Origin of the sequence: Microbacterium testaceum StLB037, assembly GCF_000202635.1 — a bacterium.
Classification (GTDB): Bacteria; Actinomycetota; Actinomycetes; order Actinomycetales; family Microbacteriaceae; genus Microbacterium; species Microbacterium testaceum_F.
Genome location: NC_015125.1, coordinates 399,834 through 415,439 on the forward strand (window position 1 = coordinate 399,834; position 15,606 = coordinate 415,439).

The 15,606-nt window shown below is 70.8% G+C and carries 15 protein-coding genes; 9 read left to right on the top strand and 6 right to left on the bottom strand.

Going from position 1 to position 15,606, the window contains the following annotated elements:
• Positions 1–31 precede the first annotated feature (31 nt).
• The gene (locus MTES_RS01900) at positions 32–1,690 is read left to right on the top strand and encodes a Mur ligase family protein (protein WP_013583481.1); all 1,659 of its coding nucleotides are present in this window, start codon (positions 32–34) and stop codon (positions 1,688–1,690) included.
• Between the two features lie 24 nt (positions 1,691–1,714).
• Here MTES_RS01900 and MTES_RS18300 read toward each other — a convergent pair whose 3' ends face one another.
• The 3 genes from MTES_RS18300 to MTES_RS01915 are packed head-to-tail and all read right to left on the bottom strand — an operon-like array spanning position 1,715 to position 4,638.
• Entirely contained in the window at positions 1,715–2,542 is an 828-nt protein-coding gene (locus MTES_RS18300; protein ID WP_013583482.1) for a MerR family transcriptional regulator, read from the bottom strand.
• Positions 2,543–2,583: 41 nt separating this feature from the next.
• A complete protein-coding gene (dxr, locus tag MTES_RS01910; RefSeq protein WP_013583483.1) occupies positions 2,584–3,666 on the bottom strand; it encodes a 1-deoxy-D-xylulose-5-phosphate reductoisomerase in 1,083 nt (360 codons plus the stop codon).
• Between the two features lie 9 nt (positions 3,667–3,675).
• Complete coding sequence (locus tag MTES_RS01915; RefSeq protein ID WP_013583484.1) at positions 3,676–4,638, bottom strand: FKBP-type peptidyl-prolyl cis-trans isomerase; 963 nt, start codon at positions 4,636–4,638, stop codon at positions 3,676–3,678.
• A gap of 159 nt (positions 4,639–4,797) precedes the next feature.
• On the opposite strand from MTES_RS01915, the gene MTES_RS01920 reads away from it, so the two are divergent.
• From MTES_RS01920 to dhaM, 4 genes are all read left to right on the top strand, one after another.
• Positions 4,798–5,499, top strand: a complete 702-nt coding sequence (locus MTES_RS01920) for a lysophospholipid acyltransferase family protein (protein WP_080575471.1) — start codon at positions 4,798–4,800, stop codon at positions 5,497–5,499.
• An 86-nt stretch (positions 5,500–5,585) separates the two neighbouring features.
• Positions 5,586–6,581 (top strand): dihydroxyacetone kinase subunit DhaK, encoded by a 996-nt coding sequence (dhaK, locus tag MTES_RS01925; protein ID WP_013583486.1) that lies wholly within the window; start codon positions 5,586–5,588, stop codon positions 6,579–6,581.
• Positions 6,578–7,216: a dihydroxyacetone kinase subunit DhaL gene (dhaL, locus tag MTES_RS01930; RefSeq protein ID WP_013583487.1), complete on the top strand. Its 639-nt coding sequence runs from the start codon at positions 6,578–6,580 to the stop codon at positions 7,214–7,216. Before dhaK ends, dhaL begins: the two co-directional genes overlap by 4 nt.
• Positions 7,213–7,935, top strand: coding sequence for a dihydroxyacetone kinase phosphoryl donor subunit DhaM (gene dhaM, locus MTES_RS01935; protein WP_013583488.1), 723 nt, complete (start codon positions 7,213–7,215; stop codon positions 7,933–7,935). The genes dhaL and dhaM overlap by 4 nt, the downstream gene beginning before the upstream one ends.
• 6 nt (positions 7,936–7,941) lie before the next feature.
• Here the strand turns inward: dhaM and MTES_RS01940 are convergent, their stop codons facing one another.
• A complete protein-coding gene (locus MTES_RS01940; protein WP_013583489.1) occupies positions 7,942–8,907 on the bottom strand; it encodes a sugar-binding transcriptional regulator in 966 nt (321 codons plus the stop codon).
• Between the two features lie 107 nt (positions 8,908–9,014).
• Between MTES_RS01940 and MTES_RS01945 the strand changes: the two genes are divergently transcribed.
• The 3 genes from MTES_RS01945 to glpK all read left to right on the top strand — a co-directional run bounded on the left by MTES_RS01945 (position 9,015) and on the right by glpK (position 13,217).
• Complete coding sequence (locus MTES_RS01945; protein WP_013583490.1) at positions 9,015–10,733, top strand: glycerol-3-phosphate dehydrogenase/oxidase; 1,719 nt, start codon at positions 9,015–9,017, stop codon at positions 10,731–10,733.
• A gap of 121 nt (positions 10,734–10,854) precedes the next feature.
• On the top strand, positions 10,855–11,610 hold the full coding sequence (locus tag MTES_RS01950; RefSeq protein ID WP_013583491.1) for an MIP/aquaporin family protein: 756 nt from the start codon (positions 10,855–10,857) through the stop codon (positions 11,608–11,610).
• 95 nt (positions 11,611–11,705) lie between these two features.
• The gene (glpK, locus tag MTES_RS01955) at positions 11,706–13,217 is read left to right on the top strand and encodes a glycerol kinase GlpK (RefSeq protein ID WP_013583492.1); all 1,512 of its coding nucleotides are present in this window, start codon (positions 11,706–11,708) and stop codon (positions 13,215–13,217) included.
• Positions 13,218–13,459: 242 nt separating this feature from the next.
• On the opposite strand, the gene MTES_RS01960 is transcribed toward glpK, so the two are convergent.
• Both MTES_RS01960 and MTES_RS01965 read right to left on the bottom strand, forming a co-directional pair.
• Positions 13,460–13,939, bottom strand: a complete 480-nt coding sequence (locus tag MTES_RS01960) for a hypothetical protein (protein ID WP_043361888.1) — start codon at positions 13,937–13,939, stop codon at positions 13,460–13,462.
• Positions 13,940–13,975: 36 nt separating this feature from the next.
• The gene (locus tag MTES_RS01965) at positions 13,976–14,446 is read right to left on the bottom strand and encodes an OsmC family protein (protein WP_013583494.1); all 471 of its coding nucleotides are present in this window, start codon (positions 14,444–14,446) and stop codon (positions 13,976–13,978) included.
• Between the two features lie 102 nt (positions 14,447–14,548).
• Here MTES_RS01965 and MTES_RS01970 point away from each other — a divergent pair, with 102 nt between their 5' ends.
• Positions 14,549–15,532, top strand: a complete 984-nt coding sequence (locus MTES_RS01970) for an asparaginase (protein ID WP_013583495.1) — start codon at positions 14,549–14,551, stop codon at positions 15,530–15,532.
• Positions 15,533–15,606 lie beyond the last annotated feature (74 nt).

The window sequence follows — 15,606 nt, forward strand, 5'->3', positions numbered from 1 at the left end:
CTGTGCGACACCGGATGAGACAATGGACAGGATGCCGACCGACGCCACCCCGAACCTCCCGCCCGTGCTCCGGCCCGAGCGTCCGCCCCAGCGCGACCTCGCCGAGCTCGCCCGCCGATTCGGCGTCCGCAGCGTCGGGGAGGTCGAGGGCACGACCCTCACGGGCATCACGCTCGCGACCGCCGACCTCCGCGCGGGAGAGGCTTTCGTCGCGATCCGCGGCGTGAACCGACACGGGGCGGAGTTCGCCGCGACGGCCGCCGAACGCGGGGCCGTCGCCGTCATCACCGACGCCGAGGGCGCCGAGATCGCGGCATCCACGGGTCTTCCGATCGTGATCGTGGAGGATCCGCGCGCGCTTCTGGGCGACCTGTCCGCGTGGGTGTACGGCACCGGCCCGGACGACGACATCCCTCAGCTGCTGGCCACGACCGGCACGAACGGCAAGACGAGCGTGTCGCACCTGCTCGAGGGGATCCTCGGGCAGCTGGGCGTCGTCACGGGCCTGTCGTCGACGGCGGAGCGCCACATCGCCGGAGAGGTCATCGTCTCGCGGCTCACCACCCCCGAGGCATCCGAGTTCCACGCCCTTCTCGCGCTCATGCGCGAACGCGGGGTCGAGGCCGTGGCGGTCGAGGTGAGCGCGCAGGCGCTCACCCGTCACCGCGTCGACGGTCTCGTCTTCGACGTGGCCGGCTTCACCAACCTCACCCACGACCACCTCGACGACTACGCCGACATGCGCGAGTACTTCGAGGCGAAGCTCCCCCTCTTCCGTGCCGACCGCGCGCGCCGCGGGGTCGTGTGCCTCGACTCGGCGTCGGGTGCCGAGATCGTGGCCCGCGCCGAGATCCCCGTGGTCACGATCGTCACCCCCGCGATCGCCGAGGACCCCTCCGCCGACGCCGACTGGACGGTCGACATCGTCGACGAGCGCCAGGAGGGCACCGAGTTCACCCTGCGCGCGCGCGACGGTCGGGCTCTCACCACCGTCGTCCCGGTGATCGGTCGGCACATGGCCGCCAACGCCGGCCTCGCGATCGTGATGCTGCTCGAGACCGGATACGCGTGGGAACGCCTCGTCGACGCCCTCGACGGCGGCCGCATCGACGCCTCCCTCCCGGGGCGCACGCAGCTCGTCTCCGGCCCCGAGGGCCCGGCGGTCTACGTCGACTTCGGCCACTCCCCCGACGCGTTCGAGAAGACCCTGGCCGCCGTTCGACGCGTGACCCCCGGCAAGGTCGTCATGCTCTTCGGGGCCGACGGCGACCGCGACGCCACCAAGCGCCACGACATGGGACGCACCGCCGTCCTCGGCAGCGACATCCTCGTCGTGACCGACCACCACCCCCGCCACGAGGATCCGGATGCCATCCGCGCGGTGCTCGTCGAGGGCGCACGCCGTGCACGGCCCGACGCCGAGATCCTCGAGTTCACTCCGCCCGAGCGCGCGATCCTCGAGGCCGTGAAGCTCGTCGGCGAGGGCGACGCGATCCTCTGGGCCGGGCCCGGGCACCAGGACTACCGTGACATCCGCGGGGTGCGCACGCCCTACTCCGCGCGCGAGCTGTCCCGGCGGGCGCTGCGCGCGGCGGGGTGGGCCGTGCCCGAGCCGCAGTGGCCCGTGCCGTACCCGGACGACAGCACGCCGTCGTCCGACCCCGAGCGCCCGGTGGACTTCCCCGCCTGACCGGGCGCGCGGAGCCGCTCGGGCTCAGAGGACGACGGACAGATCGATGTCCCAGGAGTCCGCTCCGGTCGGGCTCACCTGGTAGCGCATCAGGAACCCGTCGCGATGCGGACGCTGCTCAGCGGCGAGCGCCTCGACGAGCCGCGTCAGCGCCTCGGCGTACCATCCCAGGTCCTGGAGCCCGGCGGCATCCGTTCCGCGCGTCACGAAGAGCTCCGTTCGGGCGGGGAGCACCCCCGAGATGAACCCGGGGAGGTCGTCCGGGGCCGCGGCTTCCGGCACAGGCCAGCACAGGGTGACGTCGTGCGTCTCCTGATCGCGGACCCTCGTGCTGACCCAGTGCGAGTCGCTGACGTCGACGCCCGCTCGCGCGAAGGGGTCGGATGCGTCGTCGTCCCGGGCATCCTCGCTCCGGGTATCGCCCTCGCGCGTGTCGCCGTCCTCTGCCACCCCCGCGTGCGGATCCGCAGCGAGCGGGTACCCGAGGAACGCCTGCTCCGGCTCCTCCCTCCGCGCGAGGACGATCTCGCCCGCCGGGGCGTCGAACGCCTGCAGAACCGCGTCGAACGCGGCGTCGTGCCGTCGCCGTTCCCGCAGCACGCGGTCGCGCTGCTCCTCCAGGGCACCGACGTCCCCCGGCGAGCCGAGGACGCGCGCGATCAGGGGCAGGGGGACGTCCGCCTCGCGCAGGGCGAGGATCGTCAGGGCGTCGCGGATCTGGCGCGGCGCATAGAACCGGTGCCCGCTCGTTTCATCGACCCGCGCGGGTCCGAGCAGACCCTGCTCGTCGTAATGACGCAGGGCTTTGACCGTCAAGCCGGTCAGGGCTGAGAACTCTCCGATGTGCAACATGCTTCCAGCCTCGCTGCTCCCCCGGGGGGAGATGCAAGCGGTCAGCGCGCGACGATCACGGCATCCGCGGTCCGACGTGCCCAGTCCTCGGCCTCGGCGAGTGATTCTCGGGTGAGTGTTCCGGGCGCGTCGTGGCGGTCGACGACCGCCTCGACGACCTCGAGGATGCCGAGGAAGCTCAGTCGCCCCTCGTGGAACGCGTCGACGGCCTGCTCGTTCGCGGCGTTGAAGACGGCGGGGTAAGTCGCTCCCGCGCGCCCGACCTTCTTCGCGAGTGCGACGGCCCCGAAGGCCTTCTCATCGAGCGGCTCGAAGGTCCAGTGGCTCGCGGTCGTCCAGTCCAGCGGCGCGCCGACACCGGAGACACGGCGGGGCCAGTCGAGACCGAGAGAGATCGGCAGGCGCATGTCGGGCGGTGACGCCTGCGCGATCGTCGACCCGTCGATGAACTCGACCATCGAGTGCACGATCGACTGCGGGTGCACCGTGACGTCGATGCGGTCGTACGGCACGTCGAACAGCAGGTGCGCCTCGATGACCTCGAGGCCCTTGTTGACCAGCGTCGCGGAGTTCGTCGTCACGACCCGCCCCATGTCCCACGTGGGGTGCGCAAGCGCCTCGGCGGGCGTGACGCTCCGCAGCTGTTCCCGCGAGCGTCCCCGGAACGGGCCTCCGGATGCCGTGAGCACCAGCCGGCGCACTTCGTGCGCCTCTCCGGAGCGCAGCGCCTGCGCGATCGCGGAGTGCTCGGAGTCGACCGGCACGATCTGGCCGGGGGCGGCGAGCGCGGTGACGAGGTCGCCACCGACGATCAGCGACTCCTTGTTGGCCAGCGCGAGGGTCCGCCCCGTCTCGAGCGCGGCGATCGTGGGGCCGAGCCCGACCGAGCCGGTGATGCCGTTGACGACCACGTCGGCCTCGACGTCGCGGACGAGCTGTTCGGCCTCGACCGCGCCGAGGGCGACGTGCTCGACGCCGAACTCGCGCGCCTGCGCCTCGACCCCGGCACGATCGGAGCCGGCGGCGAGGCCGACGACCTCGAAGCGATCCGCGTTCGCGCGGATGACGTCGAGCGCCTGCGTGCCGATCGAGCCGGTGGAACCGAGGAGGAGGACGCGGCGCATCCCGTCAGCCTACTGAGCGGTGGGAGTCGCGTGCTGGACGCCGAGGATGTCGACGACGAAGACCAGCGTCGACCCGGCCGGGATGGAGCCCTTGGCCTGGTCGCCGTAGCCGTCGGCGGGAGGGATGACCGCGACGACCTGCGAACCGACCGTCTGTCCTTCGAGCGCCTGCTTGAAGCCCGGAACGACGTCGGTCGTCGCGAACTGCGTCGGCGCGCCCTTGTCCCAGCTCGAGTCGAACACGGTGCCGCCGTCGTAGAGGACGCCGGTGTACTGCACGATCACGGTGTCGCCGGGGTTCACGACATCGCCCGTCCCCTGGCGGAGGTTCTCGATGCGCGTCTCGGTGGGTGCCGGCGTGCTGGGTACGGTGATGGTCGGTGCGCCGTTGTCGGCGAAGGTCACGGTCGGCATTCCCTCGACGGGGGCGACCTCGGTGCCCTCGGCCCGCGTCGGCAGCTCGGAGATGGAGTCGGCCACGAGGATGTAGGCGGGCGAGCCCTCGCCCAGCGTTCCCGCGGGGAAGGTCGACACGGTGCGCGACCCGATGGGGACGCACGAGACCGCAGCTCCGAAGATCTGCTGCGCGTTGACGATCATGTCCATGCCCGAGGGGTCGCTCTTGAGCGAGTCGAGCGCGACCGCACCGGTCGAGGCGTCGATCACGGTGTAGTTCGCCTTGACGAGGTCGCCGGCCTTCACCTCGTCGCCGGTGCCCTGGATCAGGGTGCTGCGCTGGATCGCGGTCGGCGCGTATCCGTCGGGACGGGTGACCGTCACCGCCCCCTGGAAGTCGCCCGACACCTCGAGGCCGGCGGGAACATCGCCCGTGAACGGCGTCTGGCACTGCCCCGCGTCGGGGCTCGCACTGGCGTCCGGCGTCTGGCTGTCGTCGGACGAACCGGCGCACCCGGCCAGCAGCAGCACCGCGACGGCGGCGACGGACAGGGAAGCGATCGGGCGGAAGCGCACGGAGAACCTCTCGAGAGAAGACGGGGAACCCCCATCTTCGCGCATCCGTCTTAGGCGCGGCTGGGAGTCCCCATGCACGACCGGGCATGCGGCGGCGAGTAATCTCGACGGGTGAGTTCCGACGTGCCCGCCGAGACACCCGCCGCCGTCCCGCAGCAGATGGGTGCGACGTACGTCCTCGGACGCTCGCTCATCGCCCCGCTCGCCCGCGCCGTCTATCGCCCGCGCGTCGAGGGGCGAGAGAACGTGCCGCGTACCGGCCCGGTGATCTTCGCGAGCAATCATCTGTCGTTCATCGACTCCATCGCGATCCCGGTCGCGGCACCGCGCCCGGTGCACTTCATGGCGAAGTCGGCGTACTTCGAGAAGTGGGCCTCGCGGCAGTTCTTCACCGCGATCGGCGCGATCCCCGTCGAACGCGGAGCCGGGCAGAAGGCCCTCGACGCCCTCGACCAGCAGCGCGCCCTCCTCGAGGACGGCCGCGCGGTCGCCCTCTACCCGGAGGGGACGCGTTCCCTCGACGGCCGCCTCTACAAGGGCCGCACCGGCGTCGCCTTCCTCGCCCTGCAGACCGGCGCCCCGGTCGTTCCGGTGGGCCTCATCGGAACCGACAAGGTCATGCCGGTCGGGGCGAAGATCCCCACGACGAAAGAACGCATCACGGTCCGCTTCGGCGAACCCCTCGACCTCTCCCCCCACGGCCCCGCCACCTCGGGCCGGGCGCGCCGCGGAGCGACCGACGAGATCATGGCCGCCATCCACGCGCTCAGCGAGCAGGAGCTCGCGAACGCCTACAACGAGGCTCCGGCACAGAACCCCCTCGAGCGCATCAAGCAGGTCCTCCCGCACGAGCGGCTCTGAGCCTTCTCCTCCTTGACGCGGAGACGCGTGGCGAGCAGGGTCAGGAGTGACGGCCCGAACCGTCACCGCCACGACGAGGAGGCACCGTGAAGAAGTTCGTGAACGACCCGGCCGACGTGCTGGCCGAGGCCCTTCGAGGCATCCAAGCCGCTTATCCGCAGCTTCGTGTCGACGCGGAGAACCGCGTGATCCTGCGTGCGGAGCCGACCCGCGCGGGCAAGGTCGCGCTGGTGTCGGGTGGCGGCTCCGGCCACGAGCCGCTCCACGGCGGCTTCGTCGGACGCGGCATGCTCGACGCGGCCGCCGCGGGCGAGGTCTTCACCTCCCCGACGCCCGACCAGGTGCTCGCCGCGACCCAGGCGGTCGACTCGGGGGCGGGCGTCCTCCACATCGTGAAGAACTACACCGGCGACGTGCTGAACTTCGAGATGGCGGCAGAGCTCGCCGCCGCCGAGGGCGTCCAGGTCGAATCGGTCGTGGTGGCCGACGACGTCGCCGTGCAGGATTCCACGTGGACGGCGGGGCGCCGCGGCACGGGCACCACGGTGGTGCTGGAGAAGATCGTGGGCGCATCGGCCGAGGAAGGCGCCGACCTCGCGACCGTCGCCGAGCTCGCGCGTCGCGTGTCCGCGGCCGGGCGTTCGATGGGGGTCGCGCTCACGAGTTGCACCGTTCCCGCCGCGGGACGCCCCACCTTCGAGCTGCCCGACGATGAGATGGAGGTCGGTGTCGGCATCCACGGCGAGCCCGGCCGCTCGCGCGTGAAACTGGCATCCGCTCACGAGATCGCGAAGCTCATGGTCGACCCGATCGTCCACGACTTCGGCGATCCGGTGGGGCCGGCCATCGTGCTCCTGTCGGGGCTCGGCGGCACGCCGCTCATCGAGCAGTACCTGCTCTACGGCGAGATCGCTCCCCTGCTGGCCGATGCGGGCGTCGACGTGCAGCGCGTGCTCATCGGCGACTACATCACGAGCCTCGACATGGCCGGGGCATCGCTCACGGTGGTGAAGGCCGACGACGAGATGCTGCGTCTGTGGGACGCGCCGGTCGTGACCCCAGGCCTGCGGTGGGGCGCATGAGCGGCACCGTCTCGACCGGCGATCTCGTCGCCTGGATCCGCGCATTCCGCGACGCCGTGCACCAGCACAAAGACGAACTCACGCGCCTGGACTCGGAGATCGGCGACGCCGACCACGGTTCGAACATGGCGCGGGGCCTGGATGCCGTGGTCGCCAAGCTCGATTCCGCTCCGGCGAACGCCGGCGACCTGTTCAAGACCGTCGGCATGACGCTCGTCTCCTCTGTGGGCGGGGCGAGCGGTCCGCTCTACGGCACGCTCTTCCTCCGTATGGGACCCGCACTCTCGTCGGACGAGGTGGATGCCACGGCCCTGGGCGCGGCGCTCCGCGCGGGCGTGGAGGGAGTCGTCGCCCGCGGCAAGGCGGAGCTCGGCGACAAGACGATGATCGACGCCCTGTCTCCCGCGCTCGACGCATGGGACGCGGCCGTGACCGAGGGCGCCGACGCCGCCGGAGCCGCGCGGGCCGCCGCCGACGCCGCCGCCCGCGGCCGGGACGCCACCGAGCCGCTCGTCGCGCGCAAGGGTCGCGCGAGCTACCTCGGTGAGCGCAGCGCCGGCCACCTCGACCCGGGCGCCGCCTCGGCGACGCTCCTGCTCGAAGCGCTCCGCGACGCGCTGGCGGACGCCGCGTGATCGGTCTCGTCGCGGTCTCGCACTCGCGCGCCCTCGCCGACGCCGCCGTCGAGCTGGCCCTGCAGATGGGCGGTGAGAATCCGCCCACGGTGCGCGTCGCCGCCGGGGGGCCGGATGGCGACCTCGGCACGGATGCCGTCGCCATCGCCGCCGCGATCGACGAGGCCGACAGCGGCGACGGTGTGCTCGTCCTGATGGATCTCGGCTCCGCGATCCTGAGTGCGGAGACGGCGCTGGAGTTCGTCGCCGAGCCCGACCGCGTCCGGCTGAGCCCCGCGCCGTTCGTCGAGGGACTCGTCGCCGCGGTGGTCACCGCGGCCGGTGGTGCCGACCTCGCCGCGGTCGCGGCGGAGTGCGCTACGGCCGGAGACGCGAAGCGGCGGCAGCTCGGCGAGGACGACGGCGCCGGGGTCTCGGCATCCGGTACCGGGGAGGCCGCGGCCGAAGCCTCGTTCGAGGCGGTCGTCACCAATCCGTCGGGCCTGCACGCGCGACCCGCCGCCACCTTCGTCAAGACGGCGTCGCGCTACGACGCGGACGTGCGCATCGCCGACCTCGACGCGGGGTCCGAGGAGATCTCGGGTCGCAGCCTCTTGGCGCTCATGGCGCTCGGCATCCGCCAAGGCTCGCGCGTGCGCGTCAGCGCGAGTGGACCCGAGGCGCCGGCCGCGCTGACCGAGCTGCGGGCGCTGATCGAGGACGGCTTCGGCGAACGCTGACGCCCGTCAGCGCGTGACGCTCAGCAGGCGGCGGGCGAGAGCCTCTTCCACGACGAGCTCGGTGACCAGGCCGGCGGCGAGCGCGCCGCGCAGGGCGTCGAGCTTCGACAGGCTCGAGACGACGCAGAAGCGGCGCGGGATGCGCCGGACGGTGTCGAGGTCGGGACCGCTCGAGCGGGCGTTCAGCTCCGGGATGTCGCTCGACCCGTCGACGCGGTAGAACACGGTGGCGCAGTCGCCGACCACCCCCTCCCGCTCGATCACCGCCCGGTCACGGACGTCGAAGTAGTCGCTGCTGTAGACGTGGGACGGGACGTCGGCCTGCGGCGACCCCAGACCGAAGACGAAGAGCCCGACGCGATCCTGGATCTCCAGGACGGAACGCACCGAGCGCTCGCGCCACATCGCACGCTTCGTCTGCGGATCGTCGAAGAGCGCGGGAACCGGGAATTGGTGCACGGACGACGACCAGGCCGTGCCGAAACGCGACAGGATCTCCCCGGCGTACGGGATGCCACTCGTGCGCACGTTGGCGGCACCGTTCATCTGCACGATGTGGGTGTCGTGCACGTCCTTCGCCGGGACGTGTCGGGCGATCGCGGAGAGGGTCGAGCCCCAGGCGATGCCCACCGTCATGGACGATTCGACGCGCTCGGTGAGGATGCGCGCGGCGGTCAGCGCCGTCCGCTCGAGCCGGTCGGCCTCGGTGGTGCGCGCGGGCGTCGGCACGACGTGCGCCGCGATGCCGAAGCGATCGGCGATGCGCTGCGCCATTTGCCCGCGGGCGTCGTCGGGCGGACTGATGGAGATGGTCACGAGCCCCACGTCGCGCGCGTGCTGCAGCAGCCGCGACACCGAGGAGCGCGAGACGCGCATCTCGTGGGCGATGGCGTCCATCGTCAGGTCTTGCATGTAGTAGAGCTGCGCGGCGCGGAGAGCATCCCGCCCGCGGGCTTCTGCCTGGGTCACCATGGGCCCTCCCGTCCGACCTCATTGTGCACGTTTTTTCAAGGGGCTTGCAACAACGTGCAGACGGGCGCAGTCTGTCGGCGTACCAACTACGAAAGGTCGCAGTCGACATGTCGTCCCCCGCAACTTCGCTCCGCGCCGATGTCCAGGCGCTTCGTGACGCCGAAGACATCGACGTCCTCATCATCGGCGGTGGCATCAACGGCCTCGCCACCCTCCGCGATCTGTCCCTGCAGGGTGTGAGCGTCGCCCTCGTCGAGCGCGGGGACTTCGTCTCCGGCGCCTCGTCGGCGTCCAGCCACATGGTGCACGGCGGTATCCGCTACCTCGAGAACGGCGAGTTCCGCCTCGTGAAAGAAGCGGTGACCGAGCGCAACGACCTGCTCAAGACCGCTCCGCACTACGTCAAGCCGCTCGAGACCACGATCCCGATCTACAAGACGTTCTCCGGCATCCTGTCGGCTCCGTTCCGCCTTCTCGTGACCCACGGTCGCGGCAAGCCCAACGAGCGCGGCGCCCTGCTGATCAAGGTCGGCCTGATCATGTACGACACCTTCTCGCGCGACGGCGGCTCGGTTCCCCGCCACACCTTCCTCGGGAAGAAGAAGTCGCTGCAGGCTCTGCCCAAGCTCAACCCCGACCTCGCCTACACCGCGACGTACTTCGACGCGTCGATGCACGACCCCGAGCGCATCGCGCTCGACGTGCTCCACGACGGCATCGTCGCCGGCGCCGGCCGCACGCAGGCGGTCAACTACGTCTCCGCCGTCGGAGCCGACGCCAACGGCGTCCGCGTCCGCGACGAGGTCTCGGGCGAGGAGTTCTCGGTCAAGGCCAAGGTCATCTTGAACACGGCCGGCCCCTGGACCGACCTCGCCAACGCCGCGATGGGCCTCAAGACCCAGTTCATGGGCGGCACCAAGGGCTCGCACATCGTCCTCGACAACCCCGAACTGCTCGCCGCGACCGGGGGGCGCGAGATCTTCTTCGAGCACTCCGACGGCCGCATCGTGCTGATCTACCCGCTGAAGGACCGCGTGCTCGTCGGCACCACCGACATCGACGCAGACCCCGCCAAGCCGGTCGTGTGCACCGACGACGAGATCGACTACTTCTTCGACCTCGTCGGGCACGTCTTCCCGAGCATCGCGGTGGACCGCTCGCAGATCGTCTACACCTTCTCCGGCATCCGTCCCCTCCCCCGGCACGACGACACCGCCCCCGGCTTCGTCTCGCGCGACTACCGCATCGTCGAGGACGAGATCGCGGGCGTTCCCGCGATGAGCCTGGTCGGGGGAAAGTGGACGACCTTCCGCGCGCTGGCCGAGCACCTCAGCATGAAGACGCTGCAGAAGCTGCGTCGCCCGCACCGGGTGAGCACCCAGGGACTGCCCATCGGTGGAGGCGCGGGCTTCCCCGCGACGCCCGAGGCGCGCCGCCGCTGGGTGGCCGCACGCACGAATGCTCATTCTCGCGAGCTCGTCGAAGCCCTGCTCACGCGGTACGGCACGCGTGCCGACCTGCTGCTCGAGGCGCTCCCGGCCGAGCCGACGCCGATCGAGCACGCCCCCGGCTACTACGTCGAGGAACTCGAGTGGATCGCGCGCAACGAGCAGGTCGTGCACCTGATCGACGTGCTTCTGCGCCGGACGCACCTCGCCTTCGTCGGCGGCATGACCGAGCGCACGCTGGTCGAGGTCGCCGAGGCCGTCGCCGGCCCGCTCGGGTGGGACGCCGACCGTGTCCAGGAGGAGGTCGAGCGTACTCGCGAGATCCTCCTCACCGCTCACCGCGTCGATCTAGCCGAGGCCGGGGTCGCCGCAATCTGAGAGAACGTGCGGGCGCGTCACCTGTTGCGCGCCCGCACGGCGGTCATAGGTTCGGATCACCGAGCCGCAACGACGCCCGAGCCGAAGATGGACGGGCGACAACAGAAAGGTCGATGACGACATGCAAGAAGTCAATCTGGGGCTGTACTTCCTCTCGGAGGTGGTCGGCACCGCGATGCTCATCCTGCTGGGCTGTGGCGTGGTCGCCAACGTGGCCCTGGCGAAGACCAAGGGCAACGCCGGCGGCACCCTGATGGTGAACTGGGGATGGGGCCTCGCGGTCTTCGCCGGTGTCATCGTCTCCGCCTACTCCGGCGCTCAGCTGAACCCGGCCGTGTCGATCGGCCTCCTGGTCGCCGGCAAGATCGGATTCGTCCAGTTCCTCGTCGCCATCGCGGCGCAGATGGTCGGTGCGATCATCGGTGCCGTCCTCACCTGGGCGTCCTACAAGCAGCACTTCGACGAGGAACCCGACCCGGCCGCCAAGCTCGGTGTCTTCTCGACGGGCCCGGCGATCCGCTCGTACGGCTTCAACTTCCTCACCGAGGTCATCGCCACGTTCGTGCTGGTCTTCGTGATCTTCGGCTTCGCGGACTACGGTGTCGCCGACATCGGCGTCCCCGGCGGTATCGGCGGTCTGGCCGCCGTGCCCGTGGCTCTGCTCGTGGTCGGTATCGGTGCCTCCCTCGGTGGCCCGACCGGCTACGCCATCAACCCGGCCCGCGACCTCGGCCCCCGCATCGCCCACGCCATCCTCCCCATCAAGGGCAAGGGCTCGAGCGACTGGAGCTACGCCTGGGTCCCGGTGGCCGGTCCCCTCGTCGGCGGTCTGCTCGCGGGTCTTCTGGCCCCCGTGCTCCTGCACCTCGGCAAGTAACACCCTCGCGGGGGCGTCCCGCTCCACCCGGCGCGCGCCGCCCCCGCTTCCCGCTTCACCTCTACCCACTCTTCACAAGACAAAGGAGTCCATCCATGGCCGACTACGTCCTCGCCATCGACCAGGGCACGACCTCGACGCGCGCGATGATCTTCGACAAGTCCGGAGGCGTCGTCGCCGTCGGGCAGAAGGAGCACGAGCAGATCTTCCCCCGCGCGGGGTGGGTCGAGCACGACCCGCTCGAGATCTGGCGCAACACCCAGGAGGTGATCGGCCTCGCCCTGAGCCGCGCCGACATCACCCGTCACGACATCGCCGCCGTCGGCATCACCAACCAGCGCGAGACCGCCGTCGTCTGGGACAAGAACACCGGAAAGCCCGTCTACAACGCCATCGTGTGGCAGGACACGCGCACGCAGTCGATCGTCGACCGCCTCGCCGACGGCGACACCGAGCGCTACAAGAGCATCGTCGGTCTCCCGCTGGCGACGTACTTCTCCGGCACGAAGATCGTCTGGATCCTCGAGAACGTCGACGGCGCCCGCGAGAAGGCGGAAGCCGGCGACCTGATCTTCGGCACCACCGACACCTGGGTGCTGTGGAACCTCACCGGCGGCATCGACGGCGGCGTGCACGCGACCGACGTCACGAATGCCAGCCGCACGCTCTTCATGGACCTCGAGACCCTCGAGTGGCGCGACGACATCCTCGCCGACTTCGGCGTCCCGCGTTCGATGATGCCCGAGATCCGTTCGTCCTCCGAGGTCTACGGCACCGTCGAGTCGTCGTCGCTCCTGCGCGAGACCCCCGTGGCCGGCATCCTGGGCGACCAGCAGGCGGCGACCTTCGGTCAGGCCGCCTTCGACCCGGGTGAGAGCAAGAACACCTACGGCACGGGTAACTTCCTCATCTTCCAGACGGGCGAGGAGATCGTCCACTCGAAGAACGGCCTGCTGACGACCCTCGGCTACAAGCTCGGCGACCAGCCCGCCCGGTACGCGCTCGAGGGCTCGATCGCGGTGACCGGTTCGCTCATCCAGTGGCTGCGCGACCAGCTCGGCATCATCTCCTCGGCCCCCGAGGTGGAGACCCTGGCGAGCTCCGTCGACGACAACGGTGGCGTGTACTTCGTGCCGGCGTTCTCGGGCCTGTTCGCGCCCTACTGGCGTCCCGACGCCCGTGGTGCGATCGTCGGCATGACCCGGTACGTCAACAAGGGACACATCGCCCGCGCTGCTCTCGAGGCGACCGCCTTCCAGACCCGCGAGGTGCTCGACGCGGTCAACGCCGACTCGGGCGTCGACCTCACCGAGCTCAAGGTCGACGGCGGCATGACCGCCAACGACGCTCTGATGCAGTTCCAGGCCGACATCCTCGGCGTCCCAGTGGTGCGCCCGGTCGTCGCCGAGACCACCGCCCTCGGTGCCGCCTACGCCGCCGGTCTCGCCGTCGGTTTCTGGGACAACCTCGACGACCTCCGCGCCAACTGGCAGGAGGACAAGCGCTGGGAGCCCGACATGGACTCCGACGAGCGCGACCGCGAGCTGCGCCTCTGGAAGAAGGCCGTCACCAAGTCCATGGACTGGGTCGACGAAGACGTGCGCTGAGCACTCCCCCTCTCGGAACCCCGTCGGCTTCGCGCCGGCGGGGTTCCGTCGTTCTGCGGCTTCGACAGGCTCAGCCACCTGCGGCCGGTCCCTCACGTCGCGCCCCAGGTCCCTGAGCCCGTCGAAGGGACCGTTTGCCACCCGCGAGCCATCCCCTCACATCACGCCCCAGGTCCCCGAGCCCGTCGAAGGGACCGGTCACCGTCACGCGTCCGACCCGGTGGCATCCGGATGCCGATGGCTCAGCGCTGCGGCTTGGGGTACGCCGCGCGAACCACGTCGGACTGCAGATAGTCCGAGACGCCGATCAGGAGGATCGCGAAGAGGATCTGCTCGGTGACCACCCAGAACGGGTAGAGCCCCGGGATCGCCGCGAGCACCAGCGCCACGACCGGGAAGATGCGGCTGAACAACTGCAGTCGTCGGAACGCCCAGTACCAGCCCGCCCGCGCGCGCCACAGGAAGTAGAACAGCGTCGTCGTGATCGCGAGCACGACGAGGCATCGCATCCAGACCGCGAAGCCGACATCGGCTCCGTTCGCGGTCATGATCAGCGCGATGACGACGGTGGCGACACCCAGCACGAACCCGAGCGCGAGAAGAAGCGTGATCGCGCGCAACGCGCGGCGCACCCTCGGGTCATCGGGAACGTCGACGCGATGGTCGGCCTGGCGGCCGCCCGCGATCCGATCGAGGCGGCGGAGGGCCGGTTCGAGCTGCATGCGCTCACTGTACGACGCCCCCACAGGGGGGCGGACTCAGCCGACCGTGATCTCCGGCTCGTGCCGCACGGGGAAGTTGACCGAGTTGGCGATGAAGCACCACTCGCGCGCCTGCTTGTGTGCCGCGCGGGCGGCCTCGACCATCGACTCGTCGGCGACGCGCACGCGCGGCCGCAGGACGACCTCGGTGAACGCGCCTCCACTGTTGCCGTCTTCCTGCATCGTGCCCGACGCGTCGTCCTCGTACGCGGTGACCACGACCCCCGTCGTCACGCAGGCGTGCAGGTACGACAGCAGGTGGCACTCGCTCAGGGCGGCGAGCAGCAACTCCTCCGGGTTCCACTTGGCGGGATCGCCGCGGAAAGGCTTGTCGGCGGATGCCGCGATGGCGGGCTTTCCCTCGACCTCGAGGGTCACCGCACGGTCGTAGTCGCGGTAGCCGCTCGTGCCGCTCCCCCGGTCTCCGGTCCAGGTCGAGCGCAGGCGGTAGTGGTGCTCTCCGTTCATGCCCCCAGTCTGCCCCTCGCCGCGGGCCTGAGGGTACTTTCCGTCCCTCGCGAGCGTGTTCCGCGCCCCGGCCGGAGGGGGCCACGGAGATAGCATGGAGGGATGCCCGCCACGCCCCCCGCCTCCGTCGAGCTCGCCGTCGTCGAACGGAACGGGTTCATCGAATCCCGCCATCACGGCGTCGCCGTCGTGCTCGCTCCCGACGGGTCCGAGAAGCTCACCCTCGGCGAGGCGACCGCGTCGTTCCTCCCCCGCTCCAGCATGAAACCGCTGCAGGCTCTGGCGTGCCTTTCGGCCGGCGCCGACCTCGCGGACGAGCGCCTGGCGATCGCGATGGCGAGCCACTGCGGCACCGAGCGTCACGTCGAGACGGCGCGCGGCATCCTGCAGTCCGCGGGTCTGACGGAAGACGACCTGGGGTGCCCCGCCGCCTGGCCGAGCGACACCGCCGCGCGCGACGAGCTCGTGCGCGATCACGGCGCCCCCTCGCCTCTGCGCATGAACTGCTCGGGCAAGCACGCGGCGATGCTGCTCACGTGCGTCGCGAACGGCTGGTCCACGGCTGACTACCTCGACCCGCAGCACCCGCTGCAGGTGCACATCCGCGAGGTGCTCGAGCGCCTCGTCGGCGAGCGCATGACGACCACCGCGATCGACGGGTGCGGCGCCCCCGTCTACGCCATGAGCCTGATCGGGCTGGCCCGCGCGATCCAGCGCATCGCGACCTCCTCGGAGCGCTCGCCCTTCGCCCTGCACCGCAGCGCGGGTACGCTCGTCCGCGCGGTCAAGGAGCACCCCTGGACCATCGACGGCCCCGGCCGCCCCGACACGGTCGTCATCGAGCGCCTGGGCGTGTTCTCGAAGCTGGGCGCCGAGGGCGTCCAGGTCATGACCGCGCCCGACGGCACCACCGTCGCTTTGAAGATGCTCGACGGCTCCAACCGCGCCGGCCACGCCGTCGCGCTGCGTCTGCTCGAAAGGGTCGGAGCCCTGACCCCCGCCGCCGTCGCCGACACCCTCGCCCTCCTGCCGCTCACCGTTTCGGGTGGCGGCCACGAGGTCGGCGGCATCCGTTCCACCGTCTGAGATCCTCAGGCGTCTCGCTGACGGCGCCCTGCGCCGGGTCCGACCCAGACGAGGTGGCCTCCGCCGGCGCGAGC